Raw genomic sequence first — 24,804 nt, 5'->3', positions numbered from 1 at the left:
ACGGTGGCCAGCAGGGTCTTGATGAAGATGCGTTTCATGGGTTTGTCTCCGAGCAGGGGTGGGACGCCTGGAATCGATGTCCGTTGCGAGGGCGTGCCCATCACACCGCAACGGACGGGTAAGCCATCAGGAATAGAACCAGCGCAGCGGGGTCAGCACGATCTGCGGGAACAGCACCAGCAGGAACAGCACGATGATCTGGGCGAACATGAAGGGCAGCACGCCCTTGGCCACGTGGTCGATCTTCATGCGGCCCACGCCTGCCACCACGTTGAGCACCGTGCCCACCGGGGGGGTGACCAGACCGATCGCGCCGTTCATCACGAACAGCACGCCGAAGTACACCGGGTCGATGCCAGCGGCCTTGATCACGGGCATCAGCACCGGGGCCAGGATCAGGATGGTCGGCGTCAGGTCCATGGCCATGCCGATGACCAGGATCAGCAGCATGATGATCACCAGCAGCAGCGTGGGCCTGTCAAGGAAGGGCTGCAGCAGTTCGATGAGCTGTTGCGGCAGTTGCGCCACGGTGATAAGCCAGGCGCTGACTGCGGCAGCGGCCACCAGGAACATGATGATCGCGGTGGTCTTGCTCGCGCCCACGAACACGTCGTAGAGTTGGTGCAGCTTGAGTTCGCGGTAGATGACCGTGGCGACGAAAAGGGCGTACACGGCGGCGACGACGGCCGCTTCGGTGGGGGTGAACACGCCCATCTTCAGGCCGACGAGCACGATCACCGGCAGGAACAGCGCCCAGGTGGAGTCCCGCAGTGCCTTGAGCTGCTCCGCGCGGGTGGCCTTGGGCGGCGTCGTGGCGCCTTCGCGGCGCGCCACCAGCCACCAGGTGATGGCGATGGACAAGCCCATCAGAATGCCGGGCACGATGCCCGCCATGAACAGCTTGCCGATGGAGACGTTGGCGGCCACGCCGAAGATCACGAAGGGAATGGACGGCGGGATGATGGGTGCGATGATCCCGGAGGTGGCGATCAGGCCGCCGGAGCGCCCCTTGTCGTGACCGGCCTTGACCATCATCGGCAGCAGCAGGGCAGCCAGCGCGGCGGTGTCTGCCACGGCGGAGCCGGACAGCGAGGCCATCAGCACGGCTGCCAGGATGGTGACGAAGCCCAGGCCACCCTGCACGTGACCCACCAGCGACAGCGCCAGGTTGACGATGCGCTTGGACAGGCCGCCCACGTTCATGATCTCGCCTGCGAGCATGAAGAAGGGCACGGCCAGCAAGGGGAAGCTGTTGGCGCCTTCGAGCACGTTCTGCGCCAGGATCTGGGCGTCGAACATGTCCAGGTGCCACATCAGGGCCATGCCCGACAGCAGCAGCGAATAGGCGATGGGGATACCCAGTGCGATGGCACCGATCAGGGCGCCCAGGAAGATGGCGATGGTCATGGGGAGTCTCGGTCGGGGCTCAGTTCTTGTTGGGGTGAGCGGCCAGGTCCGCTTTCGTGGGCTCCAGCCCGGCGGGCAGGTGGGTTTGCGCCAGGGTCAGCCGGCCGGTGGCCACTTTCCACAGGTCCAGCAGCAGCAGCAGGCCGCTCGACACCGAGAACAAGACCCCTGAGGAGTACAGCCAGGCCTGGGACAGGCCGGTGACCGGCGCTTCGGAGTCCCAGTTGAGCTGGGTCTGGACCAGGCTGCCTTTGAACATCAGCCAGGTGGCGAACAGCATGAGCACGTAGCCAATGAACAGGCTGGCCTGTTGCAACGGCTTGGGCAGCTTGGCCACCAGCATGTCGGTGCCCATGTGGGCGCGTTCCCGCACTGCGACGGTGGCCCCCATGAAGATCACCCAGACGAAGAGCCAGCGGGACAGCTCCTCGGATTCGGTGATGCCGGAGTTGAAGCCATAGCGGAGCACGACGTTGCCAAACACCATGATCACCATCAGCGCCAGGCAGATGATCATGAGGATGGACAACAGCTTGCAGTAACGGTCGATGAGGCGGTCGAGCATGGAGGTCTCCTGTCGCCGCAATTTTGTACGAACTGGTTAGTTTTTTTACTAGGGTAAACCACTAGACAGGCAAAACCGGTGTTGCCGTCTCAGGAAGACAGGGGGAAATCAGGCGCGCAGGTAGCCTGCGACCATGTCGACGATGGCCGCACGGCGGTGCGTGGCCACGGCCGGGTCGGCGAAGTCGCGCTTGAAGATCAGGCCGAAGGTGTGCCTGTTGGAGACGTTGAAGAACGTCAGCGCCGAGATGGAGGCGTGGATGTCTATGGGGTCCAGCCCCGCCCGGAACACGCCGCTGGCCACGCCGCGCTCGTAGAGCTTCTGGATGGACGAGATGGCCGGCACGTTGAGCTGCTGGATGCTCTTGCTTTGTGCCAGGTACTGGCCCCTGTTCATGTTTTCGGCCATGACCAGCCGGATGTAAGGCTCGTTGCCGGAGTGGTGGTCGAAGGTGAATTCCACCAGGCGGCGCAGCGCGGCCTCGGGTTCCAGGTCGTCCAGCTGCAGCCGGCCTTCAATGTCGCGCATGCGCCGGTACGACTCTTCCAGCACTGCGAGGTACAAGCCCTCCTTGCTTCCGAAGTAGTAGTAGATCATGCGCTTGCTGGTGTGCGTGGCTTCGGCGATCTCGTCGATGCGCGCGCCCGCCAGGCCCTTCTCGCCGAACTCCGCCGTGGCCACTTCCAGGATGTTGGCCATGGTGCGCTCCGGGTCGTTGGTGCGCGAGGTCTCCTTCGCGGCCCGGGCTTTGCGGGCTGCCGGGGCGGGCCTGGAATGTACGGTTTCGTTCATTCCAGAAGTATAGGCGCCATCCCCGGATGTCAAAGGGTATGCACTTGATGCTAATGTGAAGCAGTCAGGACAAAACCAATGGGCGAACGCCCGAGGAGATAAAGGTATGGCGTTACAAGGCAAGGCCGCACTGGCCATGTGGTGGGACATGGCGCTGGAGCAGCGTGAGGAGTTTGAACACTGGCACAGCCACGAGCATTTCCCCGAGCGCTTGGGCGTGGAAGGGTTCATGCGCGCGTCGCGCTGGCTGGTGGAGGACGGCGGTGAACGTGTGTTCGTGCTGTACGAGCTGCGCGACCATGCGGTGCTGTCTTCACCGGCCTACCAGGCGCGGCTGAATGCGCCCACGCCCTGGTCGACGAAGATGATGCCGCACCACCGCAACATGAACCGCGCACAGTGCCGCGTGCTGGCGTCTGCAGGCGGGGTGGTGACGGGCCATGTGTTGACGCTGCGCTTCAGCCCTGGCGATGTGCCCGAGGCAGCGCTGGCGCAGGCCTGGGCTGAGCTGGCCAAAGAGGTGGCGGGCTCGCCAGGCATGGCGGGCCTGCACCTGTTGCGTCACGATGCGCCGCAGATGGCGCAGACCACGGAGCAGCGCATTCGCGGCGGCGACCAGGCACCGGACTGCATCGCCGTGGTCAGCGCCTTTGCATCAAGCGGGCTGGACCGCTTCGAGGCGCGCGTGAAGGACCCGGCGCAGGCCGCTGCGCTGGGCCTGGGCGGTGTGGTGACAGGCGTAGCCGGGGAGCGCTACCGCCTGTCGTACTCGGCCATTGCCAAGGACATGGCGGGCGTCACCCCGGTTTGAGGCCCCCTCGCGTGAGGGCGCCTCAGGCGCTGGCTGGCGCCGTGATCGTGGCGGTGGCCATGAAGTGCTCCGCCGCCATCACCCGCAGGTCGGCCGCCACCAGCGGGCGGAAGTCCATCTGGTCAAGCACGTCGCGCTGCAGGTCAATGCCGGGGGCGATCTCGAACAGTTCCACCCCCTGCGGCGTCAGCCGGAAGCTGGCGCGCTCGGTCAGGTAGAGCACCTGCTGCCCGCGCACCAGGCCCTGCGGGCCGCTGAAGGTGATCTGGTCCACCTTCTTCACGAGCTTGCGAACGCCGCCTTGCTGCAGCACGCGCATCTGGCCGTCGCCGGTTTGCAGCTTCACGCCCTTGGCGGCCAGCGTGCCGCAGAACACCACTTTGCGAGCGTTCTGCGCGATGTCGATGAAGCCGCCGGGGCCCACGGTCACACCGCCCAGGCGTGAAACGTTGACGCTGCCTTCTTCGTCGAACTCGCCGAAGCCGAGGAAGGCGATGTCCAGCCCGCCACCGCCGTAGAAGTCGAACTGCGTGGCGGCGTCCAGCATGGCCGTGGCGTTGCGCGCATAGCCGAAGAGCACGCCGTCCATCAGCGTGCCGCCGTAGGTGCCGTGTTCAATGGTCTGGTAAATGCGGTGCTGCTCGTTGCGCGCGGCAATCAGCTTGGCGACGGCGTCGGGCACGCCCACGCCGTAGTTGATGACCGGGCGCGCCTTGCCGGTGTTGAACAGCTCCACGGCGGCGCGGCGGGCCACGGCCTGGCGTTCGCTGAAGGCTTCCTGCGACGCTGCCAGTTCACGCGCGTGGTCTTCGGCCTCGCTGGCGTGTCGAGCTTCGCCGGTGAGTTCGCCGCTGAAGGCCGGGTCGAACGGGATGGCGTAGCTGGTCTGCTGGTACGGGTCCACCACGATGGCATCTACCCAGGCCGAGGGAATGCGTACCTCGCGCGCCTTAAGTGCGCCCTTGGGCAGGCGTTCCTTGACCTGCACGATCACCTTGCCGCCGCTGTTGCGTGCGGCCAGCGCGAGCGATTGGGCGTCCAGGTTGGCGGCCTCGTGCTCGAAGCTGATGTTGCCGTCTTCATCGGCGGCGCTGGCACGCACGATGGCCACGTGGATGGGGAAGGGTTTGTAGCGCAGGTATTCGTGCCCGTCGATGTGGATGACCTCGGCCAGGTCGTCCTTGGCGGCGTCGTTCATGCGGCCGCCGCCAAAGCGCGGGTCGCACACGGTGCCCAGGCCAACGTGGCTGATGAGGCCGGGCCGGCCCGCGCCGATCTCGCGCATCAACTGGCTGCTCACCCCGCCGGGAAGGATGTAGGCCTCGATCTTGTTGTCCAGCGCCAGCTGCTGCATGGCGGGTGACCACACCCAGTGCCCGCCGATGACGCGTTTGACCAGCCCTTCATGGGCGAAGCAGTTCATGCCCTTGGTCATCTTGTCGCCAATGCCCAGTGCGTGCATGACCGTGAGGTTGCGCGGCTGTTGCGTGGCCAGGTAGCGGGCCTGCACGGCCTCGAACAGGCAGGTGGCTTCCATCAGGCCGCCACCGCCGCCCATCAGGCCCACGGTGTCACCGTCCTGAATGAGTTGCGCCGCCTCGGCGGCGGTCATGAATTTGCTGTCGCTCATGGCAGGCTCCGTTCAGCGGTGCACGTCGAAGAGGGCTGCGCCCTTCTTCATTGCGCTCTTGGCGATCACGCCACGGTGGATCTCGCTGGTGCCGTCGAAGATGCGGTAGATGCGCGAGTCGCGGTAGTAGCGCTCGATGGGCAGTTCCTTGCAGAAGCCCATGCCGCCGAACACCTGCACGGCGCGGTCCACCACGCGGCCCAGCGTCTCGGCTGCGTGCACCTTGACCATGGCGATCTGCTCGCGCGCATCCAGCCCCTGGTCCAGCATCCACGCGGCGTGATAGACCATCCAGCGTGCGGCGTTGATCTCGATCACGCTGTCGGCCAGCATCTGCTGCACCATCTGGAAGTCGCCAATGCGCTGGCCGAACTGCTTGCGGTCGTTGGCGTAGGCCACCATCATTTCGCACACGTGGCTGGCCTTGCCCACGGCGCGTGCGCCCACCTGCGCCAGGCGCACCACGTTGAGCGCGCCCATGGCCAGCTTGAAGCCCTGGCCCTGTTCGCCCAGCAGGGCGGCGTCTTCCAGTTCCACGTTGTCGAAGAACAGTTCCAGGTGGGGCGTGCCGCGCAGGCCCATCATCTTCTGGTCCTTGCCCACGGTGAAGCCGGGCAGGCCCTTGTCCACCATGAACATGCTGATTTCCTTCTCGCCCGTGCGTGCCGAGACAAGGAAGAAATCGCTCCACTCGCCGTCGCTGATGAAGTGCTTGCTGCCGTTGAGCACCCAACCGTTGGCGGTCTTGCGCGCGGTGGTCTTGATGCCCGCGGCGTCGGAGCCCGCGCCGGATTCGGTGATGGTGATGGCGCAGGTGCGCTTGCCTTCCACGGCGGGCAGAAGCCAGCGTTCGACCTGCTCGCCCTTGCAGTGCAGCAGGGGCTCGTAGACGTTGCCGAAGGCGCGGCGGATGAGGATGTCGGTGGTGTGGCCGAACTGTTCTTCACACAGGATGCGGTCGAGGTTGGACAGGCCGCCGCCGCCCAGCTCGGCGGGCATGTTCATGGCGTACAGGCCGAGCGACTTGGCCTTGTCGTGGATGGCCTGGGCCTTGGCGGGGTCGAGGAAGCCTTTGTCCTCGATCTCGTCTTCCAGTGGCTTGAGTTCTTCGGCAATGAAACGGCGCACCGTCTCGATCATCATCTTCTGTTCGTCGTTCAGGGAAAAGTCCATGGTGTTCTCGCTAGGCAAATGGGGTTGAATGGGCGCGCGGCCGCATGCCGCCCGCGCTGCTGCAGGGTGCTTGTGTTGTGGAGGCGGCGCCGCCCGGGCAAGGGTGGCGCGCGTTGGGCGCTAGGCGCTGCTGAACCAGCGCGCGCCGAAGAAGAAGGGCAGGCGCGAAAGGGTGTCGAAGCGCACGAGCATGTTGGTCACCCTTGCAGGTACGGGCGGCTAGCGGCCAGGCAGGTGGCGGCCCACTCGTCCACGCTCTGGGTTTTTTCGCGTTCCAGGTGCACCACCTCCACGCTGATGGGCAGGTCGGCGGGCAGGGCCTGAAACAGGCCGTGCAGGTCGACGTTGCCTTCGCCCGGCAGCAGCCGTTCGCAGCGCGCGGTGTGGATCATCTGCTCGGTGGTGAAGTGTGTGCCCGCCTCGGCATCGCAGATCTGGGCGTAGTGCAGCAGTTCGCGCGGGATGGCGCGGATGTCGTCGAGCGTGGTGTGCGAGCGGCCGAAGTGCAGCGCATCCACCAGGATGCCTGCGTTGGCGGGGGTGCCTGCATTGCGCACGATGCGCAGGGCGGACTGGGCGTTGGGCACGGCGGTCCAGGGCATGAATTCCAGGTCGGCTGTCATGCCGTAGGGCGCCATCACTTCGCACAGGCGGGCGTAGTTGGCGGTGAGGCGGGCTTCGTCGGTGTCGTCACCGGCCACGAGGATGGCTTTGGCCTTGAGCGCGGCGCCTGCGTCGTAGAGTGCGTCCCAGGTGTGGGGGTTGAAGTCCGCGCCAATCCGGATGATTTCCAGGTCGAACACGCCCACGCCGGTGTCGCGTTGCACTGCCAGGGTTTCGCGCAGCACGTCGGGCTGGCCCAGCAGGTGTTGCTGCGGTGCGCCGGGCGCGTTGGGCCACAGGCGCAGTCCCACAAAGCCGTAGCCTTGGCGTGCGGCCACGGCGATGGCTTCTGCTGGGGTGCAGCGATGGGAGGTCAGGTAGGCCAGGGACAGGGCTCGGGTGTTGTTCTGCTTTGTCATGGTTGTCCTTCTTGTCCTTGTTTTATGCTGATTGGCAGAAGCACTGTTGGCACACCAGCGTTTGCACTCCAACATTCTTGGTGGCTGCGGCAGGCCTGGCCCTGTGGGGGTGATTTCTGTGGCGGCTGTGGCCGCCTGTCTGGGGCTGGGCGCGCGTTAGCGCGCTTCGTAAACTGACTTGCGGCGGCTGTCTGAGCGGAGCGCTGCAAGCGCGCAGCGAGTTCCGCCGCACCGGCCCCAGACAGGCGGACGCAGCGGAGTCGGCGCCCTGGCGCCGACCGCCACAGCATGAGCCCCTGCAGGGCCAGGCCTGCCGCAGCAAGCGAGGTCCACGCAACCGGCGCACGACCAGTAGCTCCTGCGAGGTTCAACTCACGGGCAGGCAAACGCCAGTCAACGAGTCGGTCGTGTTTCACTTCAGCAGCGAAATGGCGGTGGGCAGAGCGATGGTGGAGACCATGTTTGTGGTCAGGTGCGCCGGGCCACCCTTCGGCGGCCAGATGCCCTGTGCCACCGCGTCTGCGCGAATCTGGCTGCGGGCATTCAGGCTCTCGTATGCCCAGATGTTGGTGAAGCGCAGCGGTCCGTCCAGCGCCACCATCGCCACCACACAGGGCGAAAGCTTTTCGCGTGGCGGCACGTACTGTTCCCACAAGTCGATGGTGGGCTGCACGCCGCCCGGCTTGATGCCGTAGGTGCGGATCTCGTACACCGGGCCGCTGATGCCCGATTCGGCGCTGGGGCGCACCGGCTTCATCCACGGGAAGCCCTGGTAGCTGTGCTGCTCCAGGCTCTGGAAAATCTCACCGCAGCCAAACGGGCTGGCACTTTGCTGCGTGCGTTCGCGTTCGGCGCGCAGCGCGTCCAGCGTGTCAAAGCCGCGCAGCACGATCATCTGGTTGAGCACACCAATGTCGGTGAACCAGCAGCCCAGCAGTTCGCCGCGTGCGTCGGGGGCGGTGCAGAAAGCCTGGACGTTCTGCGACGCCTGGGCGGCGGTGCCGAAAGGCAGGGTCATGGTGGCGAGTTCGTAATACATGGGTTCAGGCTCCGTGGGGTGCCGCGCTGGCCGGAATGGCAGCTGTGGCGGCAGGGGAAAAGTTGGTCAAGGGGGTGCGGGCCGGGTCCACGCCAGCGGCGTGGTGCGCGGCCAGGTAGCCGAAGGTCATGGCCGGCCCCAGCGTGATGCCGCCGCTGGGGTAGTTGCCACCCATCATGCTGCTCATGTCGTTGCCGCCCGCGTACAGGCCTGCAATGGCCGCACCCTGCGAATCCAGAGCCTGTGCGTGGTCGTTCACGCGCAGCCCGGCGAAGGTGCCCAGGCTGCCCATCACCACCTTCACGGCATAGAAGGGGCCCTGTTCCAGCGGTGCCATGCAGGCGTTGGCATGGCCCGCCGCCGCGTCGCCCTGGATACGGTTGTATGGGGTTTCGCCTTTGGCAAAGTCGTCGTCGCGGCCAACGCGGGCCATGGTGTTGTAACGCTGCACCGTGGCTTGCAGCGCGTTGGCGTCTATGCCGCAGGCCTGCGCCAGTCCGGCCAGGGTGCTGCCACGCTGCAGGTAGCCATTGCGCAGCCATGGGCCCAACGGCATGGGCGCGGGCTTGACGGCGCCCAGCCCATACCGGCGGATGAAGCGGTGGTCGCACACCAGCCAGGCTTCGGGCGTGTCGTTGGAGGGGGTGGCGCGCAGCAGCGCCTGCATCACGTCGTGGTAGGAATCGGCCTCGTTGCCAAAGCGCTGGCCTTGCCGGGTTACCGCGATCAGGCCGGGCTTGGCCCGTTCGATCAGGTGCGGGAAGTGGGCGAAGCTGCCGTCGCTGCGCGGCACCAGCGACACGGGTGCCAGCGCCGCCGCCTGCACCAGGTCGCGGGCCACCACGCCACCGGCAGACTCGCCCAGGCGCAGGCCGTCGCCAGTGTTGCCCCACGAGGCGGCAGACCAGTGCTCACGGCCCGTGGGCGCGTGCGGCAACAGGGCGCGCTTGCGCTCCACGTCGTGCGGGAAGCCGCCGCAGGCCAGCACCACCCCCCGGCGTGCACGGATGGTCACCTCGCCCTCGGGCGTGGCAGCCACCGCGCCACAAACGCGTTCATCGTCGCGCAGCAGCCGTTTGACCGGGCTTTTCACGCGAATGTCCACACCCCGCTCCAGGGCAGACTTGGCCAGCGCCGCCACCAGGGCGTTGCCGTTGACCAGCCGCATGCCGCGCCCATGCAGCAGCAGGTCTTTCCAGTGGCGCAACACCAGCCGCGTCACGTACAGGAAGGACGGCCAGGCCCGCAACGCATTGAGGAAGTGGCGCAGCTCTGCGCCCGATGCAATGCCCATGCCCCACAACGTGGTCTCGGGCAGGGGCGGTTTCAGCTCGCGTATGCGTGGGCCCAGCGAGCGGCCGTCGAAGGCGGCGGCGCACAGCGAGCGGCCGCCCTTGGATGCGTGCGGCGAACGTCCGTGGAAATCCGGGATGACGTTGCCATCCATGAAGTGCAGCGCAGTTTTCGTGGCGAAAAAGTCCGCCATGCGGGGCGCGTGTTCCAGGAAGGTGCGCGCGCGGGTTTCGTCAAAGCGTTCACCCAGTTCGTGGCGCAGGTAGCCCAGCGGCTCGTCGATGTTCTCGACAATGCCTGCGGCCTGTGCCAGCGGGTTGCGGGGCACCCACATCCAGCCGCCCGACCAGGCCGTGGTGCCGCCAAACTGCGGCTCCTTTTCCAGAATGATGACCTTGAGCCCCAGGTGTGCAGCGGTCACTGCCGCCGACAGGCCGCCCGCGCCAGAACCGATGACCAGCAGGTCGCAATCAAGGGAGGACGCGGTATCGGCAGCGGGCATGGCGGGGTTGAACGCGGGTCAGACCGCGTAGATGGGCTTGCGGCCGTCAGCGGCGGGGGTGCCGCCGGTTTCGGCCGTGAGGTTGAAGAAGGGCGAGGCGCCGCTGGCCGCTGCCAGTTGGGAGGCCGTGGACAGCAGCTCGGGCGCCAGAGCGAGCATGCGCTCTTGCGTGAAACGCACGGTGGGGCCTGCGATGGTGATGACACCGATGGCAGGCTGACCTTGAAAGCGCACCGGTGCCGACATGGCCGACAGGCCGAGGCTGTAGGTGTCGGTGGTCATGCTGTAGCCGCGTTCGCGCGTAGCGTGCACGGCCTCCAGCACGGCCTGCAGGGTGGTGGGGGCGGCGGGGCCGAACTGCTCGGGCATGCCAATGCCTTGTTTGGCCACCAGCGCCAGGGCAGCGTCGTCGCTCATGGTGGACATCCACGCCCAGCCGGACGATGAGCACGACAGGCGCGCGTCGCTGCCCATGTCGGGGTCGTAGCGCAGGCCTTGGCGCGCGCCTTGGGCGCGGGCCACCCAGGTGAGGCGTTCGCCGTCCACCACCGACAGGCGCACCAGCTCGCCCGACACTTCGGCCAAACGGTTCAGCAGCGGCTGCGCAATGTCCACGATACCGCTGTTGCTCAGGTAGCTCAGCCCCATGGACACGAGCTTGGTGGTCAGCAGGTAGTCGCCATGGCCGCGTGCCTGGCGCACATAGCCCAGGCGTACCAAGTCGGCCAGCAGGCGGTGCACCGCGCTGCGCGGTATGTTGAGCTGGTCGGCAATGGCGGCCAGTTCCATGCCCTCGCCATGTTGCGAGAGCAGCTCCAGGATGCCGAGGGTGCGTTCGAGTACGCCGTTCATAACTGGCCTCCGCAGAGCCGCCTCAAGGAGGCCAGGGCCCCCTTGGGGGGCAGCGAATGGAATGAGCGTGGGGGCATGGTTGCTTCTCCGGTTCCGAATTACCCGGGCAGGGTACAGGAAACGGCCTGTCCGCTGACGGCTGCCTCGTGCACGGCCAGCGTGGCCTGGAGGGTGCGCAAGCCGTCCAGTGCGCTGCACAGCGGCGCTTCGCGGCCGTCGATCACGGCGGCAAAGTGCTGCAGCTGGCGTTCGTACGGGTCGGCGGCGTGCACCATGGTCTGCTCGCGCGTCATCTCGGCATGCCACTGGCGTTCGCCCCGGTAGCCCCACAGGGCCAGGTCGGGCAACGACAGCGAGCCATGTGTGCCCGCGATGAAATGCGACTGCACCTCCTGGCGCGGGTACTGACCTTGTTCGCCCGCGCAGAAGTCCCAGCACCAGGGCGATGCCACCGTGTCGGACACCACCACCGTGCCCAGCGCGCCGTTGTCAAAGCGCAGCACGGCGGCTGCAGTGTCTTCCACCTCGAAGCCGCGCACGGCATGGCTGTCCACGGCCTGCACCGAGGTGATCTCGCCCACCAGGAAGCGCAGCATGTCGATGTCGTGGATCAGGTTGATCAGCACTGGGCCGCCACCGGCCTGGCGGCGCCAGGCCATGTCGAAGTAGCTGTCGGGCTTGAGGAACATGGCAAACACCATGGCCGACACGAGGCGGCCCAGCCGCCCTTGCTCGATCAGCTCGCGGGCGCGCCGGTTGATGGGGTTGTGGCGCCGGTGGTGCCCCACCAGCACGGGGGTCTTGTGGGCGGCCACGGCATCCACCAGGCGCTGCGCGTCGGCCACGGTATCGGCAATGGGCTTTTCCACCAGCGCGGGAATGCCGCGCGCCAGGCAGTCGCTGGCCACGGCCACGTGGGTGGCGTTGGGCGTGGCCACGATGGCGCCTTGCGGGCGTGCCTGGTCCAGCAGGCTCAGATGGTCGGCAAACCAGGGGGCGCCCACGCTGCGTGCCAGGGCCTCGCCAGCGGGTGTCGGGTCGGCAATGCCCGCCAGTTCCAGGTTGGGCGCGCGCAGGATGCGGTCGACGTGCGTGCGGCCGATGGCGCCGGCGCCGATCACTGCAAGGCGGGTGGTGTTCATGGGGCTTGTCTCGTTTTGTGGGTCTGCTTGGGTGCGAGTGTATTAAAAAACAGAACGAGATTCAATAGTTGAACTGTATTCCACTTTTATGTATGATCCGCTCCACACCCTGACAACAAGGCTGAGAGACATGACCGACACACTCAACGGCGCCACGCGGGTCCACTTCATCGTGGGTGACCCCATCGCCCAGGTGAAATCGCCCGCTGGCGTGACCCAGGCGTTCGCCGACCACGGCCGCAATGCCATCTGCATTCCCGCTCACGTTTCTCCGGCCGATCTGGCAGGGTGGACGGCAGGCATCTCCAAGGCCCAGAACGTGGACGGCATCATCGTCACGGTGCCGCACAAGTTCGCCTGCCGCGAGCTGTGTGCCACGGTGTCGGAGCGGGCGGCCTTTCTGGGTGGCGTGAACACCATGCGCCGCAACGCCGACGGCACCTGGCATGGCGACATGTTCGACGGCCTGGGCTATGTGGAAGCCATGCGCGCCAAGGGCTGCGAGCCCAAGGGCCAGCGGGCGCTGCTCGTGGGTGCTGGTGGCGCGGGTTCTGCCATTGCCCATGCCTTGGTGGTGGCGGGCGTGTCTGAACTGGCTATTCACGACGCAGACGTTGCCCGCCGCGATTCGCTGGTGCAACGCCTGGCCGGTCTGGGCCTGGGGCAGGTGCGTGCCGGGTCGTCAGACCCCTCGGGTTTCAACATTGCCATCAATGCCACGCCCATCGGCATGAAGGAAGGCGACCCCCATCCCATCGACTCCAGCAAGTTCACCCCTGCGCAGTTCGTGGGTTGCGTGATCACCGCCCCGGCGGTGCCGCCCATGATTCAAGCGGCGCGAGACGCAGGCTGCCACACCATGACCGGTGCAGACATGTTCGCCCGCGTGCGTGACCTGATGGTGACCTTCCTGCTGGAGGCCGCAGCATGAAAGTCGTGCGCCAAGGGTTGCAAGGCATCGCCGATGGCGAAAGCTTTGATGTGGTCGTGGTGGGGGCGGGTGGTGCAGGCCTGTCGGCCGCGCTGTTCGCAGCCATCGACGGCGCCAAGGTGCTGATCGTCGAGCGCACGGAATACGTGGGTGGTACCACGGCCTGGTCGGCGGGCACCACCTGGGTGCCGGGCACGGCGCACGGCAAACGCGTCAACCCGCACGACACGCTGGACGCCGCAGCCACCTACCTGGACAACGCCGTGGGCGAGCGCACCCCCGCCTCTGTGCGCCAGGCCTTTCTGGCGCATGGCGCCCAGGCCGTGGCGCATGTTGAGGCCAACAGCGAAGTCAAATACCGCCCCTACCCCAAGCACCCGGACTACATTTCTGACCTGGGTGGATCGACCCTGAACGGCCGCGCGCTGGAACCGCTGCCCTTTGACGGCCGCCTGCTGGGCGAGCTGTTCAGCTTGCTGCGCCCGCCCATTCCCGAGTTCACCGTGCTCGGCGGCATGATGGTGGACCGCACCGACATCAACCACCTGCTGGCCATGACGAAATCGTGGCCGTCGCTAAAGCATTCGGTACGCATCGTGTTGCGTCACCTGGCCGACCGCCTGCGCTACCCGCGCGGCACCCGGTTGGTGATGGGCAATGCGCTGGTGGCGCGGTTGCTGTATTCACTGAAGCAGCGCGGCAACGTGACCCTGGCCATGGAAACCGAGGTGAGCGAATTCGCCACCGGTGCGAACGGTGTGGAAGGCCTGGCGCTGCGCAGCGGCGGCGAAACCCGGCGCGTGCACGCCAAGGGCGGCGTGGTGCTGGCCAGCGGCGGCTTCAACCGCCACCCGGGCCTGCGTGCGCAAATGCTGCCCGGCATTCCTGCCGAATGGTGCCCAGCAGCGCCCGGCCATACCGGCCAGATGCACGACCTGGCCCAGGGCCTGGGCGCAGCCTATGCCACTGGCGGCATGAGCCCAGCCTTCTGGGCGCCTGTTTCGCTGCGAAAGCGCGCCGACGGCAGTACCGCCGTGTTCCCGCACTTCGTGATGGACCGCGCCAAGCCCGGCATGATCACCGTCAACCAGGCGGGCGAGCGCTTCGTGAACGAAAGCACCTCGTACCACCTGTTCGGCCTGACCATGCAGGCGGCGAACAAGACGTCGCCCGCCATTCCCGCCTACCTGGTGTGCGACGCCGAAGCCCTGCGCAAGTACGGCATTGGCATGGTGCGCCCGGGCGGCAAGGGGCTGGCCCCCTTCCTGGCCGACGGCTACCTGACCCAGGGCAGCACGCTGGACGAACTGGCCAGCAAGCTGGGCATGGACGCAGCCAAGCTGCGCCAGAGCGTGGAGCAGATCAACGCGTACGCCGACACCGGTGTGGACCCCGACTTTGGCCGTGGCACCACCGCCTACGAGCAGAACCTGGGCGACCCGAACTGGCCGGGCAAGAACCCCAACATCGGGCCGCTGCGCCAGGGGCCGTATTACGCCGTGCGTCTGTACCCGGGCGACATTGGCGCGTCCACCGGCTTTGCCACCGACGAGAACGCCCGCGTGCTTCGCGGCGGTGATGCAGCCATTGGCGGCCTGTACGCCGTGGGCAACGACATGAACTCCATCATGGGAGGCACCTACCCGGCCCCGGGCATAACCATTGGGCCCGGGCTGGTCTTTGCCTTCCTGGCGGCGCGTCACGCCGTGCGCCGGGTGCAGGCCTGAGGGATGCACGAAATGTCCAAGCAGATGCCCATTTCCTCCCGTTGCGGGGCGTCTTCTCTGGGCAGAATTCGCCGACTTTGGACGAACGGAATCCCCGCGTTTACCCCTATTTTGAACGATAGTCGAACGATGCTGTGCGCTCATCACCCGGCTTGTTCGTGGCCAGATGGCCCCGTTTCGCGCGCGGCTCTAGAGTCATGCACTGCAGGAAATGCAGTTGCGGGGCTGGGCCGCCGCTCGGATGCGAGGTTTGTTTCCCGACTTCCGTTCGCTCAGCTTTCCAGCCCCTGAGTCCGGGTCCCAGGACTTGTTTCACCAACCCTCGAAGGAGACATTCACATGCAAACCAACAAGCGTCGATTCCTGAGCGTGGCCCTGGCCGCGCTGGCAGCCACGGCCATGGGCCAGGCACAGGCGCAAAGCTACCCGGCCCGCGACGTGACCGCAGTGATCCAGTGGGGCGCCGGCGGCGGCACCGACGTGGCCATGCGCGGCTACGCTCCCTACGCCGAAGAGGCGCTGGGCCGCAAGATCGTCCTGCAGAACAAGCCCGGCGCTGCCGGTGCCATCGGCGCCAACTTCGTGTTGCAGCAGCCGTCCGACGGCTACACCCTGCTGATGGGTGCCGAGCCCCAGGCGCTGTACCGCGTGATGGGCGTGGCCGAGTTCGACTACGACCAGTTCTACCCCATCAACATTGCCGCCGTGGCCAACACCATTCTGCTGGTGGCACGCCCGAACGCGCCCTGGAACACCATGCAGGACCTGCTGAGCCACGTGCAGGCCAACCCCAACAAGGTCAAGCAGTACCTGGCAGGCCAGGGCACCGTGCCCTTCACCGTGAACGCCATGATGAGCACGCTCACCAAGTTCGACACCATCAAGGTGCCCTTCGACGGTGACGGTCCCGCCATTGCTGCCCTGCAGGGCGGTCACGTGGACATCGGCTTCATTGCGTCTGGTGCCGCTATCGAGCACGTCAAGGCCGGCCGCCTCAAGGCGCTGGGCGTGCTGAGCGACAAGCCCTACCAGGGCATCGCCCCCATGACCGACGCGCCTTCCCTCAAAGGCATCACCAAGTACCTGCCCTGGGGCTCCTGGTACGGCGTGTTCGTCAAGAAGGACACCCCCGACGACGTGAAGGCCAAGCTGGTGGCCGCCTTCAAGAAGGCCGGTGACAACCCGCAGTACCGCCAGATGATGGAAGGCCGTGGTACCACCATGCTGAACCTCAGCGGCGCTGAGGCCGAAAAGTTCATCAAGAAGTTCCAATCCACGACCGCGTGGCTGTACCATGGTGCCGGCGCTGCCAAGGTCGACCCCGCCACCCTGGGCATTCCCAAGCCCTGATGTGGAATCGTCACCCGGCAGTGACGGGTGACGGATTGCCTTCCTGTCCGGCGGCCGTGTGCCGCCGGACGTTCCTCAACGTGGAGTCATCGCATGCACACGAGTCATCCACGGCTGCCCGGTGAATTGAGCTTCATGGCGCTGATCGTCGCGTTCAGCACCTTCATGCTCTGGGCGTCGTACAACATTTCCAAGTTCGAATCGATTTCCTCTGCGGGCGCCTTTCCGATGGTGTGTGCGGCGGCCATGCTTGTCACCGGTCTGATGAGCCTGGTGAAGACAGCGCGCGCCAAGCTGAGCCTTGAAGGCGGCGAGACCTGGCTGCAACAGTTCGTGCACAAGCTCGCGCCCCCGCAACTCGTGTTGTTTGCGGTGGTCATCGGCCTGTACATGTTCCTGCTCGAGCGCCTGGGCTTCCTGGTGTCGTCCTACCTGTTCCTGGTGTGTGCCATGCAGCTGCTGGGCAGCCGTCGAACGGTCCTGAACATGCTCATCAGCGCCTTGATGCTGGCGGCCATCTACATCGTGTTCCAGACGGCTTTCTCCGTCGTGTTGCCTGCGGGCACCTGGCTTGCGCCCTATCTGCCGGAGTACCTGAAGTGATGGAAGCCCTAGGTTATTTCTTCATGTCCTGGCTGGACATCAAGATGCTGCTGCTGACCGCGCTGGGTACCTGCGCGGGCATCTACATCGGCGCCATTCCCGGCCTGTCGGTGACGATGGCGGTGTCCATCCTGATCTCGTTCACCTTCAAGTGGGACGTCAACGAGGCGCTGGCGCTGATCTCCGGTATCTACCTGGGCGGCGTGTATGGCGGCTCGCGCAGCGCCATCCTGCTCAACATTCCCGGCGCGCCTTCAGCCATTGCCACGGGCATGGACGGCTACCCGCTGGCCAAGCGTGGCGAGGCGGGCCAGGCCATCGGCCTGACAACCGTGATCTCGGTCTACGGGGGCTTCATCGGCATCCTCACGCTGGCCATCGCCGCGCCGCTGGTCTCCGACCTGGCGTTGATGTTCGGTCCGCGTGAATACCTGCTGCTGGCCCTGTGGGGCATCCTGCTGGTGGGCAGCCTGTCGGGCGAGTCGCTTTCCAAGGGCATCTTCTCGGGCGCGCTGGGGGCACTGATCGCCTGCGTCGGCCTGGACCCGATGACCGGCGAGCAGCGTCTGACCTTCGGCAGCCTGCAGATGTCGGCGGGCATCTCCTACATCGCCGCGATGATCGGCTTCTTCGGCGTCGCAGAGGTGATCGCCCAGGTACACCAGCTCAAGCTGCAGGCCGTCAAGCAGAACGTCAGCAAGATCATCCCGTCGTGGGGATTGGTGCGCAAGCACCTGGGCCTGGCCACACGCACGTCCGGCATCGGCGTGGTGGTGGGGGCGTTGCCTGGCGCGGGTGGCGACATCGCGGCGCTGATGGCGTATGACCATGCCAAGCGCACGGTCAAGAACCCCTCCCGCCCCTTTGGCGAGGGCGCCTACGAAGGCCTGGTGGCCCCCGAATCGGCCAACAACGCCGCAGTGGGCGGGGCCTACGTGCCCATGCTCACCCTGGGCATTCCCGGCGACGCGGTGACCGCCGTGATCATCGGTGCGCTCTACATCCACGGCCTCAAGCCGGGCCCGATGCTGATGATCGAAACCCCGCACCTGTTCTGGTTCGTGGTGGGGACGCTGGCGCTGGCCAACCTCTTCCTGCTGGTCTTCGGCCTCACAGGCATCAAGATCTTCGCGAAGATCGTGGAAACACCCAAACCCGTGCTGTTGCCGCTGATCCTGGTGCTGTCTGCCGTGGGTGCCTACGCCATCAACAACAACCCGGTGGACGTGTACTGGATGCTGGGCTTCGGTGTGCTGGGGTACTTCCTGAAGATGTACGGCTTCCAGGTGGGGCCGGTCATCCTGGGCATGATCCTGGGGCCGCTGATGGACCGCAGCTACCGCCAGGCGATGATGTCCACGGGCAACGACGTGGGGCTGTTCGTCACGGAGTTCTTCACCACGCCCCTGTCGGCCATCCTCCTGTCGGCCCTGGTGCTGACCGTGGTGACGCAGACCGAATGGTGGAAGCGCTGGCGCAGGAAGGCCTGACGGCTTCTTGATCCAACGCAAGGCCCCGCCCATGGCGGGGCCTTAGTCTTTGGGACGGCCTTGACCGGTTTGCCCGGCCGGGGCATTCTTGCGTTCAAACCACCCAGAACCATGACTTCCCTGCTACTCTTCCCCGACGGGGCGCCCCGTCTCGACCCCCAGCCCATCAGCCAGGACGTTCTGCGCGAAAAGTACCTGAAAGGCCAGGAAACCGGCGCTGATGACCTGTACCGCCGCGTGGCCCGCGCGCTGGCCTCGGTGGAGGCGCCCGAACTGCGCGAGCGCTATGAGGCGCTGTTCCTGGACAACCTGCGCGGCGGTGCCATTGGCGCGGGGCGCATCATGAGCGCCGCAGGCACCGACATCCAGGCCACCCTCATCAATTGCTTTGTGCAGCCGGTGGGCGACTGCATCCAGGGGCAGGACGACGAGGGCTTCCCCGGCATCTACGAAGCCCTGCGCGAAGCCGCCGAGACCATGCGCCGTGGCGGCGGTGTGGGTTACGACTTCTCGCGCATCCGCCCGCGCGGCGCGCGCGTGCGCGGCACCGCTTCGCTGGCGTCCGGCCCGTGCAGCTACATCAACGTGTTCGACCAGTCGTGCTCCACGGTGGAGAGCGCTGGTTCGCGCCGGGGCGCGCAGATGGGCGTGCTGCGCATCGACCACCCAGACGTGCGCGAATTCATCACCGCCAAGCGCACACCGGGGCGCTGGAACAACTTCAACGTGTCGGTGGGCGTGAGCGACGCCTTCATGCAGGCCGTGGTTGACGACCAGGACTGGCAGCTGGTGCATCGCGCGATGCCCGGTGAGGCCCTGATCGCTGCCGGTGCCCGCCAGCGCGAGGATGGTCTGTGGGTGTACCAGACCATCAAGGCGCGCGAGCTGTGGGACACGGTGATGCGCTCGGCCTACGACTTCGCCGAGCCGGGCATCCTGTTCCTGGACAACATCAACCGCGACAACAACCTGCGCTACTGCGAGCGCATTGACGCGACCAACCCGTGCGTGACGGCGGACACCTGGGTCATGACCGAAGAGGGCCCTAGGCAAGTGGCGCAACTGGTCGGCCAACCCTTCGTGGCCGTGGTGGATGGACACAGCTACCGGGTGCGCAGCGACGGGTTCTTCGAAACGGGTCGAAAGCCTGTGCTCCGCTTGCAGACGCGAGAAGGGTATTCGTTGCGCCTGACGGCCAACCACCTGGTGCGCCGCGTCGCTCGCAAGACGCGCTACAGCCTGATGTACGAGTGGGTCGAGGCTGGCGACTTGCGCCAGGGCGACGAGATTGCACTGAACGATCACCGTCCCTTGCAAGGCTGGGATGGCATGGGTACCCGCGAGCAGGGCTATCTGCTGGGGCTGCTGATTGGCGACGGAACGCTCAAACCAGACAAGGCAGTGATCTCTGTCTGGGCGCCTGAACTCAAGGCCGTATCGGGCGCGCCAACGGTATGGGCCAGAACCGGTGCATCGGGTATCGTGGAAGCGGCTGAAGCAGCCGCACATACCCTTGGTCATCGGGCCGATTTCAAGGGCTTTCAGCGGCCCATCGCCGGGCGAGGCGAAGCGCGCATGGCCAGTGCTGCGTTGCGTGATCTGGCGCATGCCATGGGCATGGCACCGGGACGCAAGACCATCACGCCTGCCATGGAGTCATGTTCCTCAGACTTTGCAGAGGGGCTGCTTGGCGGATTGTTCGACGCAGACGGCAGTGTGCAAGGCTCGCAGGAGAAGGGCGTGAGCGTGCGTCTTTCGCAAAGCGATGATGCTTTGTTGCAAGCGGCGCAACGCATGCTGCTGCGCCTGGGGGTGGCCAGCACGCTGCACCGGGAGCGGCGTCCCGTCGCCGTGCGTCAACTGCCTGATGGGCGAGGCGGGCTTGCCGAGTACGAAACGCGTGCGCAGCACGAACTCATCATCAGCGGAGACAACCTGCGTGTCTTTGCGGAGCGTGTTGGGTTCCACGATACCGACAAGGCCGAGCGCCTGCGTGAGGCTTTGGCCAGGTACAGGCGCAGCTTGAACAGAGAGCGTTTTCTGGCAACGGTGGAAGCGCTGCTTCCCCAGGCCGAAGAGACCGTTTATGACGTGACGGTCGATGACGTGCATGCCTTTGATGCGAATGGCCTGTACGTGCACAACTGCGGTGAGCAACCCTTGCCGTCCTACGGCTGTTGCGACCTCGGCCCCATCGTGCTGACGCGCTTCGTGCGCCATCCCTTCGATAAAGGCGGCAGCGCGCGCTTCGACTTCGAGGCTTTCGAGCGTGCCGTGGCCCTGCAGGTGCGCGCGCTGGACAACGTGCTGGACGTGACCTGGTGGCCGCTGCCGCAGCAGCGTGACGAAGCCCAGGCCAAGCGGCGCATCGGCGTGGGCTTCACTGGGCTGGGCAACACGCTCACGCTGCTGGGCCTGCGTTACGACCGCGAGGAAGGCCGCCGCATGGCCGCGCGCATTGCCGAAACCATGCGCGACGCCGCCTACCGCGCCTCGGTGGCGCTGGCGCAGGAAAAGGGCGCCTTTGCTGCCTTCGACGCCGACGGCTACCTGGCCGAAGGCACCTTCGCCAGCCGCTTGCCTGCCGAGCTGCAGGCGCTCATCCGCCAGCACGGCATCCGCAACAGCCACCTGCTGTCCATCGCGCCCACGGGCACGGTCAGCCTGGCCTTTGCCGACAACGCCTCCAACGGCATCGAGCCCGCCTTCTCGTGGACCTACACGCGCAAGAAGCGCGAGGCCGACGGCAGCCGCAGCGAATACACCGTGGAAGACCACGCCTGGCGCCTGTGGCGCCTGCTGGGGGGCGACACCACCAAGCTGCCGCCGTCCTTCGTGTCGGCGCTGGAGATGTCGGCCAGCGAGCACATCGCCATGATGGAGGCGGTGCAGCCCTTCGTTGACACGTCCATTTCCAAGACGGTGAACGTGCCCGCGGACTACCCCTACGAACACTTCAAGGACCTGTACCTGCAGGCCTGGACCGCGCGCCTGAAGGGGCTGGCCACCTACCGGCCCAACGACATCCTGGGTGCGGTGCTGGAGGTTCAACCGGCGGCGCCAACTGCTACCCCTGTTGCCGCAGCTGCTGTGCCCACAGCCGCTGCGCCTGCGGTGGACCCCATGCGCACGGTGATCGAAAGCCGCCCCAAGGGCGCGCTGTCGGCCGTGGCCGAGAAGGTGGAGTACTGGACCCAGGAAGGCCACAAGACGCTGTACCTGATCGTGTCCTTCCTGCCTGTGCCCACGGGCCATGGCAAGGAAACGGTGGACCGCGCCGTGGAGTTCTTCATGCCCGTGGGGCAGAGTGGCGAGTCGCAGCAGTGGATCACCTCCAGTATGCGGCTGCTTTCGCTGGCGGCGCGCGGCGGTTTCCTGGAACGGGCGCTGAGCGACATGCGCAAGGTCATCTGGGACCGGGGCCCCGTGCGCCTGGGCACCCACCGCAAGGACGACGGCACCGTGGTGCCCATGTGGCACGACTCCGAGGTGGCGGCCATTGCCTACGCGGTGCAGAACATCCTGGCACAGCGGGCGCGCCAGAACGAGCTGCGCGACCAGCTCAGTCTGCCCTTGCCTGAGCCGGAGGACGAACCCGCCATGCCGCCCCCGCCGCCAGTGATGGCGGGCAAGAAGTGCAGCGAATGCGGCGCACACGCGGTCATCCGCAAGGACGGCTGCGACTACTGCACGCAGTGCGGGCAGTTGGGGTCCTGCGGGTGAGGCTGGCGCCGTTCAGCGCGCCGCAGGCGCTGGCCACGGCAGTGGCATCGCCGCCCCTGGGGCGGGCACCAGATCCGCCAGCGTCACGCCGTCCAGCGTGGCCAGGTAGCTGTCGGTGGCGCGCCTGAGCACACCTTTCAGTCCGCACAGGCCGTCGATGCGGCAGGTGTTGCGCGCGCTGTCGAAGCACTCGACCATGTCGAAGTCGCTCTCGGTCTGGCGCACTACCTCGCCCAGCACGATGTGTTCGGCAGGCCGCGCCAGGCGCAGGCCGCCGCCGCGCCCGCGCAGCGTCACGATCCAGCCCTGAGCGGCCAGGGCCATCACCACCTTCGTCAGGTGGTGGCGCGAAATGCCATGCGCCTCGGCAATCTCGGCCACCGTGGCAGCCTGGGCACGCTCCTGCGTGGCCGCGCAGTACATCAGCACACGCAGGCTGTAATCGGTCCACTGGGTCAGGCGCATAAAACCCCACTGCCAAAGTTGAATAAGTATCTTGTTTGCATCTTATCCTTTTAAAATACGCACATCAAATGCATATTTAAAGGAAGCAAGCCATGGATACCGTCCTCACCCCCGCCGCTGTTGACCTTGCCGGGCAGAGCCTGGGCCGCATTGCCGTGGACTTGCCCGGCGCCACCGCCGTGCTGCGCCGCTTGAAACTGGACTTCTGCTGTGGCGGACACGTGACGCTGCAAGAGGCTTGCGCCACCAAGGGGCTGGACCTGGACGCCGTGCGCCAGGAGCTGGAAGAACTGGCGCAGGAAGCGCCCGAGCCGCAACTGAGCGCGCCCAGCAGTGAGTTGATCGACCACATCCTGACCCGCTACCACGAGGTGCACCGCGTGCAGTTGCCAGAACTCATCCGCATGGCGCGCCGCGTGGAGGCCGTGCACCGCGATCACCCGCAGGTGCCTGCCGGGCTGGCGGACTTTCTGGAAGGGGTGGAGGCCGAGCTGCTGGACCACATGGCCAAGGAGGAGAACATCCTGTTCCCCATGCTCAAGCGTGGCGGCCACCCGATGGCAGCGCAGCCCATTGGCGTGATGCGGCACGAACACACCAGCCACGGCGAACAACTGGAGCGGCTCAGCCAGCTGACGAACGACCACACGCCGCCTGAAGGTGCCTGCAACACCTGGCGTGCGCTCTTCGCGGGCACCGCGCGGCTGACGGACGACCTGATGCAGCACATCCAACTGGAGAACAACGTGCTGTTCCCCCGGTTCGAGGGGGCTGCGGCCTGAACCCGCAGGGCCGCAACGGGCCCGGTGGCGCCGAGGGGCGTCAGGTGTTGGCGGCGGTGCTGCCGTCGTCGGCAGGCTCGTTGAGCGAATCGATCAGCTCGGCCACGTTGTCCGTGTTCTCCGGCGTGGCCGGTGCGGGTGCCTCAGCCGGTGCCTCGGCCACGGGCGGGGTGACTTCTGGGGCCGTGTCTTCGACCGGTGCCGGAGCAGGTGCAGGGGCCAGTGCCTGGTTCTCGGCGTAGCGGGCCAGGTTGCGGCTGATGCGGTCCATGGCCACGCCTTGGCCCTGCGTACGGCTTTCACCCATGGCCTCCAGGCGGGCGAGCACCTTCTCCAAGCCCGGCGGGGCCGTCTTGGCGGGTTTCTCGGTGGGGGTCTGAGCTTCGTTGCGCTCGGCCCGGTTCTGCCCCGTTGCCTTGGGCGTCTCGCGCTGGAACGCAACGGATGAAGTGGACGGAATTCTCATGGGCGGCTCCTGTGTTTGCCGGATGGAAAGACGCGAGCCTCCAATTTAAGGGCTCGTCGCGGGGCAGAACCCCGGAAAAGCCGCCCTATGGCCTTGCATTTGTGATGTTTGCCTGGCGTCAGTAGTGCGGCGGCAACTCATCCCGCAGGCTGCGAAAGGCGGGTGTGGCGGCGTTGTCCTGCAGCTGCAGGCGCAAACGGCCCAGCTCTTCGGTGAGCTGGTCAATCTTCAATTGCTGCTCGTAGACCAGTTGGTTGAGCTGTTCCAGCCAGTCCTCCTGGAAGCTGGTCTTGATCTCCAGTTCGGTGAGGCGGCGGGATGTTGGATCTTCCATGGGGCTCGGCGGGGCGGTAGGTGCCGTCGCCATGCGGCGCGGCAAGAAAGGCGGGCAGCCTTTCGGCTTGTGCCGAGTATTCCACAAGGCAGGGGTAGCGGGAGGCCGGCACCATGTCGGCAACGACCTGTTGGGCGAAATGCCAGGTGGTGGCTATGGCGACGCCCGCGCGCTGCATGGCGTTCCCGGGCAGGGGCAGCGGGGCGCGGACCAGCTCGCTTTCCAGGGTGTCGCAGGCGGCCAGCAGCTGGGCCGAAACGCGGTTCAGCCAAGGCTCGTGCCGTTTGTCGGCGGGGCGCAGGCCGCGCTCGTAGACGATCTGCACGCTCTTTTCACAAGCAGCCAGAGCCAGGCCGGTGAGGCGCAGGTCGCGCTGCAGGCCGGGCAGGCCATGAGGCACCAGTGTGTGCGGCCAGGCCAGTGCCTCGGCGTACTCCAGGATCAGCGTCGAATCCATGAGCGTGGAGCCGTCGTCGCACACCAGCGTGGGGGCCTTCACCACGGGGTTGACCTGCTGGAACTCCTTGACGGTGCGAAACACCGAGAGCGGTTCGTGCTCGAAGCGCAGGCCCAGCAGTTGCAGGGACACCGCAACGCGGCGCACGTAGGGCGAATCGAGCATCCCGACAAGGCGCATGGTGTGGAACCTCTCCCAGACTTTGTTGTTGATGAACGGCGAGTCTGACAGAGGGCTTGCGCTTTGCC

General features: G+C 66.3%; 22 protein-coding genes. 8 read left to right on the top strand and 14 right to left on the bottom strand.

Features of this window, described 5'->3' with window-relative positions:
- Nucleotides 1-126: 126 nt before the first annotated feature.
- The 3 genes from ACYVHH_RS04540 to ACYVHH_RS04530 all read right to left on the bottom strand — a co-directional run bounded on the left by ACYVHH_RS04540 (nucleotide 127) and on the right by ACYVHH_RS04530 (nucleotide 2,764).
- Entirely contained in the window at nucleotides 127-1,407 is a 1,281-nt protein-coding gene (locus ACYVHH_RS04540) for a TRAP transporter large permease subunit (protein ID WP_460563894.1), read from the bottom strand.
- A gap of 19 nt (nucleotides 1,408-1,426) precedes the next feature.
- On the bottom strand, nucleotides 1,427-1,972 hold the full coding sequence (locus ACYVHH_RS04535) for a TRAP transporter small permease (RefSeq protein ID WP_460563893.1): 546 nt from the start codon (nucleotides 1,970-1,972) through the stop codon (nucleotides 1,427-1,429).
- A gap of 108 nt (nucleotides 1,973-2,080) precedes the next feature.
- The gene (locus tag ACYVHH_RS04530; protein WP_460563892.1) at nucleotides 2,081-2,764 is read right to left on the bottom strand and encodes a TetR/AcrR family transcriptional regulator; all 684 of its coding nucleotides are present in this window, start codon (nucleotides 2,762-2,764) and stop codon (nucleotides 2,081-2,083) included.
- 106 nt (nucleotides 2,765-2,870) lie between these two features.
- Between ACYVHH_RS04530 and ACYVHH_RS04525 the strand changes: the two genes are divergently transcribed.
- Nucleotides 2,871-3,575: a hypothetical protein gene (locus ACYVHH_RS04525; RefSeq protein WP_460563891.1), complete on the top strand. Its 705-nt coding sequence runs from the start codon at nucleotides 2,871-2,873 to the stop codon at nucleotides 3,573-3,575.
- Between the two features lie 22 nt (nucleotides 3,576-3,597).
- On the opposite strand, the gene ACYVHH_RS04520 is transcribed toward ACYVHH_RS04525, so the two are convergent.
- The 7 genes from ACYVHH_RS04520 to ACYVHH_RS04490 form a co-directional block, all read right to left on the bottom strand.
- Nucleotides 3,598-5,205 (bottom strand): acyl CoA:acetate/3-ketoacid CoA transferase, encoded by a 1,608-nt coding sequence (locus ACYVHH_RS04520; protein WP_460563890.1) that lies wholly within the window; start codon nucleotides 5,203-5,205, stop codon nucleotides 3,598-3,600.
- 12 nt (nucleotides 5,206-5,217) lie between these two features.
- The gene (locus ACYVHH_RS04515) at nucleotides 5,218-6,378 is read right to left on the bottom strand and encodes an acyl-CoA dehydrogenase family protein (RefSeq protein WP_460563889.1); all 1,161 of its coding nucleotides are present in this window, start codon (nucleotides 6,376-6,378) and stop codon (nucleotides 5,218-5,220) included.
- A gap of 197 nt (nucleotides 6,379-6,575) precedes the next feature.
- Nucleotides 6,576-7,400: a sugar phosphate isomerase/epimerase family protein gene (locus ACYVHH_RS04510; protein ID WP_460563888.1), complete on the bottom strand. Its 825-nt coding sequence runs from the start codon at nucleotides 7,398-7,400 to the stop codon at nucleotides 6,576-6,578.
- Nucleotides 7,401-7,812: 412 nt separating this feature from the next.
- The gene (locus ACYVHH_RS04505) at nucleotides 7,813-8,439 is read right to left on the bottom strand and encodes an NIPSNAP family protein (protein WP_460563887.1); all 627 of its coding nucleotides are present in this window, start codon (nucleotides 8,437-8,439) and stop codon (nucleotides 7,813-7,815) included.
- Between the two features lie 4 nt (nucleotides 8,440-8,443).
- Nucleotides 8,444-10,234, bottom strand: a complete 1,791-nt coding sequence (locus ACYVHH_RS04500) for an FAD-dependent oxidoreductase (protein WP_460563886.1) — start codon at nucleotides 10,232-10,234, stop codon at nucleotides 8,444-8,446.
- Nucleotides 10,235-10,252: 18 nt separating this feature from the next.
- Nucleotides 10,253-11,086, bottom strand: coding sequence for an IclR family transcriptional regulator (locus ACYVHH_RS04495; RefSeq protein ID WP_460563884.1), 834 nt, complete (start codon nucleotides 11,084-11,086; stop codon nucleotides 10,253-10,255).
- A 98-nt stretch (nucleotides 11,087-11,184) separates the two neighbouring features.
- Nucleotides 11,185-12,228: a Gfo/Idh/MocA family protein gene (locus ACYVHH_RS04490; protein ID WP_460563883.1), complete on the bottom strand. Its 1,044-nt coding sequence runs from the start codon at nucleotides 12,226-12,228 to the stop codon at nucleotides 11,185-11,187.
- Between the two features lie 130 nt (nucleotides 12,229-12,358).
- Between ACYVHH_RS04490 and ACYVHH_RS04485 the strand changes: the two genes are divergently transcribed.
- From ACYVHH_RS04485 to ACYVHH_RS04460, 6 genes are all read left to right on the top strand, one after another.
- A complete protein-coding gene (locus ACYVHH_RS04485) occupies nucleotides 12,359-13,159 on the top strand; it encodes a shikimate dehydrogenase family protein (RefSeq protein WP_460563882.1) in 801 nt (266 codons plus the stop codon).
- Entirely contained in the window at nucleotides 13,156-14,886 is a 1,731-nt protein-coding gene (locus tag ACYVHH_RS04480; RefSeq protein WP_460563881.1) for an FAD-dependent oxidoreductase, read from the top strand. The genes ACYVHH_RS04485 and ACYVHH_RS04480 overlap by 4 nt, the downstream gene beginning before the upstream one ends.
- Nucleotides 14,887-15,225: 339 nt before the next feature.
- Nucleotides 15,226-16,236: a Bug family tripartite tricarboxylate transporter substrate binding protein gene (locus ACYVHH_RS04475; RefSeq protein WP_460563880.1), complete on the top strand. Its 1,011-nt coding sequence runs from the start codon at nucleotides 15,226-15,228 to the stop codon at nucleotides 16,234-16,236.
- Nucleotides 16,237-16,329: 93 nt separating this feature from the next.
- Nucleotides 16,330-16,839, top strand: coding sequence for a tripartite tricarboxylate transporter TctB family protein (locus ACYVHH_RS04470; protein ID WP_460563879.1), 510 nt, complete (start codon nucleotides 16,330-16,332; stop codon nucleotides 16,837-16,839).
- Nucleotides 16,840-16,862: 23 nt separating this feature from the next.
- A complete protein-coding gene (locus ACYVHH_RS04465) occupies nucleotides 16,863-18,329 on the top strand; it encodes a tripartite tricarboxylate transporter permease (RefSeq protein WP_460563878.1) in 1,467 nt (488 codons plus the stop codon).
- Nucleotides 18,330-18,440: 111 nt separating this feature from the next.
- Nucleotides 18,441-22,052, top strand: coding sequence for an LAGLIDADG family homing endonuclease (locus ACYVHH_RS04460; RefSeq protein WP_460563877.1), 3,612 nt, complete (start codon nucleotides 18,441-18,443; stop codon nucleotides 22,050-22,052).
- Nucleotides 22,053-22,064: 12 nt separating this feature from the next.
- On the opposite strand, the gene ACYVHH_RS04455 is transcribed toward ACYVHH_RS04460, so the two are convergent.
- Nucleotides 22,065-22,517 carry an RrF2 family transcriptional regulator gene (locus ACYVHH_RS04455; RefSeq protein WP_460563876.1) on the bottom strand — a complete coding sequence of 151 codons (453 nt, stop codon included), beginning with the start codon at nucleotides 22,515-22,517 and terminating at the stop codon, nucleotides 22,065-22,067.
- 92 nt (nucleotides 22,518-22,609) lie between these two features.
- Here ACYVHH_RS04455 and ytfE point away from each other — a divergent pair, with 92 nt between their 5' ends.
- Nucleotides 22,610-23,299 (top strand): iron-sulfur cluster repair protein YtfE, encoded by a 690-nt coding sequence (gene ytfE, locus ACYVHH_RS04450; RefSeq protein ID WP_460563875.1) that lies wholly within the window; start codon nucleotides 22,610-22,612, stop codon nucleotides 23,297-23,299.
- A gap of 40 nt (nucleotides 23,300-23,339) precedes the next feature.
- Here the strand turns inward: ytfE and ACYVHH_RS04445 are convergent, their stop codons facing one another.
- The 3 genes from ACYVHH_RS04445 to ACYVHH_RS04435 all read right to left on the bottom strand — a co-directional run bounded on the left by ACYVHH_RS04445 (nucleotide 23,340) and on the right by ACYVHH_RS04435 (nucleotide 24,736).
- The gene (locus tag ACYVHH_RS04445; RefSeq protein ID WP_460563874.1) at nucleotides 23,340-23,765 is read right to left on the bottom strand and encodes a hypothetical protein; all 426 of its coding nucleotides are present in this window, start codon (nucleotides 23,763-23,765) and stop codon (nucleotides 23,340-23,342) included.
- Nucleotides 23,766-23,883: 118 nt separating this feature from the next.
- Complete coding sequence (locus tag ACYVHH_RS04440) at nucleotides 23,884-24,033, bottom strand: SlyX family protein (protein WP_460563897.1); 150 nt, start codon at nucleotides 24,031-24,033, stop codon at nucleotides 23,884-23,886.
- Nucleotides 23,987-24,736, bottom strand: a complete 750-nt coding sequence (locus tag ACYVHH_RS04435; protein WP_460563873.1) for a glutathione S-transferase — start codon at nucleotides 24,734-24,736, stop codon at nucleotides 23,987-23,989. The genes ACYVHH_RS04440 and ACYVHH_RS04435 overlap by 47 nt, the downstream gene beginning before the upstream one ends.
- Nucleotides 24,737-24,804: the final 68 nt, after the last annotated feature.

The sequence above is a fragment of the Hydrogenophaga aquatica genome (assembly GCF_054780915.1).
Note: the sequence above shows the minus strand (reverse complement) of the source record. Positions and strands in the feature narration are given on the sequence as shown.

Bases quoted from the DNA above. Each gene is read 5' to 3' on its own strand.
- ACYVHH_RS04540 (WP_460563894.1), bottom strand. From the start codon at position 1,407: ATGACCATCGCCATCTTCCTGGGCGCCCTGATCGGTGCCATCGCACTG.
- ACYVHH_RS04535 (WP_460563893.1), bottom strand. From the start codon at position 1,972: ATGCTCGACCGCCTCATCGACCGTTACTGCAAGCTGTTGTCCATCCTC.
- ACYVHH_RS04530 (WP_460563892.1), bottom strand. From the start codon at position 2,764: ATGAACGAAACCGTACATTCCAGGCCCGCCCCGGCAGCCCGCAAAGCC.
- ACYVHH_RS04525 (WP_460563891.1), top strand. From the start codon at position 2,871: ATGGCGTTACAAGGCAAGGCCGCACTGGCCATGTGGTGGGACATGGCG.
- ACYVHH_RS04520 (WP_460563890.1), bottom strand. From the start codon at position 5,205: ATGAGCGACAGCAAATTCATGACCGCCGCCGAGGCGGCGCAACTCATT.
- ACYVHH_RS04515 (WP_460563889.1), bottom strand. From the start codon at position 6,378: ATGGACTTTTCCCTGAACGACGAACAGAAGATGATGATCGAGACGGTG.
- ACYVHH_RS04510 (WP_460563888.1), bottom strand. From the start codon at position 7,400: ATGACAAAGCAGAACAACACCCGAGCCCTGTCCCTGGCCTACCTGACC.
- ACYVHH_RS04505 (WP_460563887.1), bottom strand. From the start codon at position 8,439: ATGTATTACGAACTCGCCACCATGACCCTGCCTTTCGGCACCGCCGCC.
- ACYVHH_RS04500 (WP_460563886.1), bottom strand. From the start codon at position 10,234: ATGCCCGCTGCCGATACCGCGTCCTCCCTTGATTGCGACCTGCTGGTC.
- ACYVHH_RS04495 (WP_460563884.1), bottom strand. From the start codon at position 11,086: ATGAACGGCGTACTCGAACGCACCCTCGGCATCCTGGAGCTGCTCTCG.
- ACYVHH_RS04490 (WP_460563883.1), bottom strand. From the start codon at position 12,228: ATGAACACCACCCGCCTTGCAGTGATCGGCGCCGGCGCCATCGGCCGC.
- ACYVHH_RS04485 (WP_460563882.1), top strand. From the start codon at position 12,359: ATGACCGACACACTCAACGGCGCCACGCGGGTCCACTTCATCGTGGGT.
- ACYVHH_RS04480 (WP_460563881.1), top strand. From the start codon at position 13,156: ATGAAAGTCGTGCGCCAAGGGTTGCAAGGCATCGCCGATGGCGAAAGC.
- ACYVHH_RS04475 (WP_460563880.1), top strand. From the start codon at position 15,226: ATGCAAACCAACAAGCGTCGATTCCTGAGCGTGGCCCTGGCCGCGCTG.
- ACYVHH_RS04470 (WP_460563879.1), top strand. From the start codon at position 16,330: ATGCACACGAGTCATCCACGGCTGCCCGGTGAATTGAGCTTCATGGCG.
- ACYVHH_RS04465 (WP_460563878.1), top strand. From the start codon at position 16,863: ATGTCCTGGCTGGACATCAAGATGCTGCTGCTGACCGCGCTGGGTACC.
- ACYVHH_RS04460 (WP_460563877.1), top strand. From the start codon at position 18,441: ATGACTTCCCTGCTACTCTTCCCCGACGGGGCGCCCCGTCTCGACCCC.
- ACYVHH_RS04455 (WP_460563876.1), bottom strand. From the start codon at position 22,517: ATGCGCCTGACCCAGTGGACCGATTACAGCCTGCGTGTGCTGATGTAC.
- ytfE (WP_460563875.1), top strand. From the start codon at position 22,610: ATGGATACCGTCCTCACCCCCGCCGCTGTTGACCTTGCCGGGCAGAGC.
- ACYVHH_RS04445 (WP_460563874.1), bottom strand. From the start codon at position 23,765: ATGAGAATTCCGTCCACTTCATCCGTTGCGTTCCAGCGCGAGACGCCC.
- ACYVHH_RS04435 (WP_460563873.1), bottom strand. From the start codon at position 24,736: ATGCGCCTTGTCGGGATGCTCGATTCGCCCTACGTGCGCCGCGTTGCG.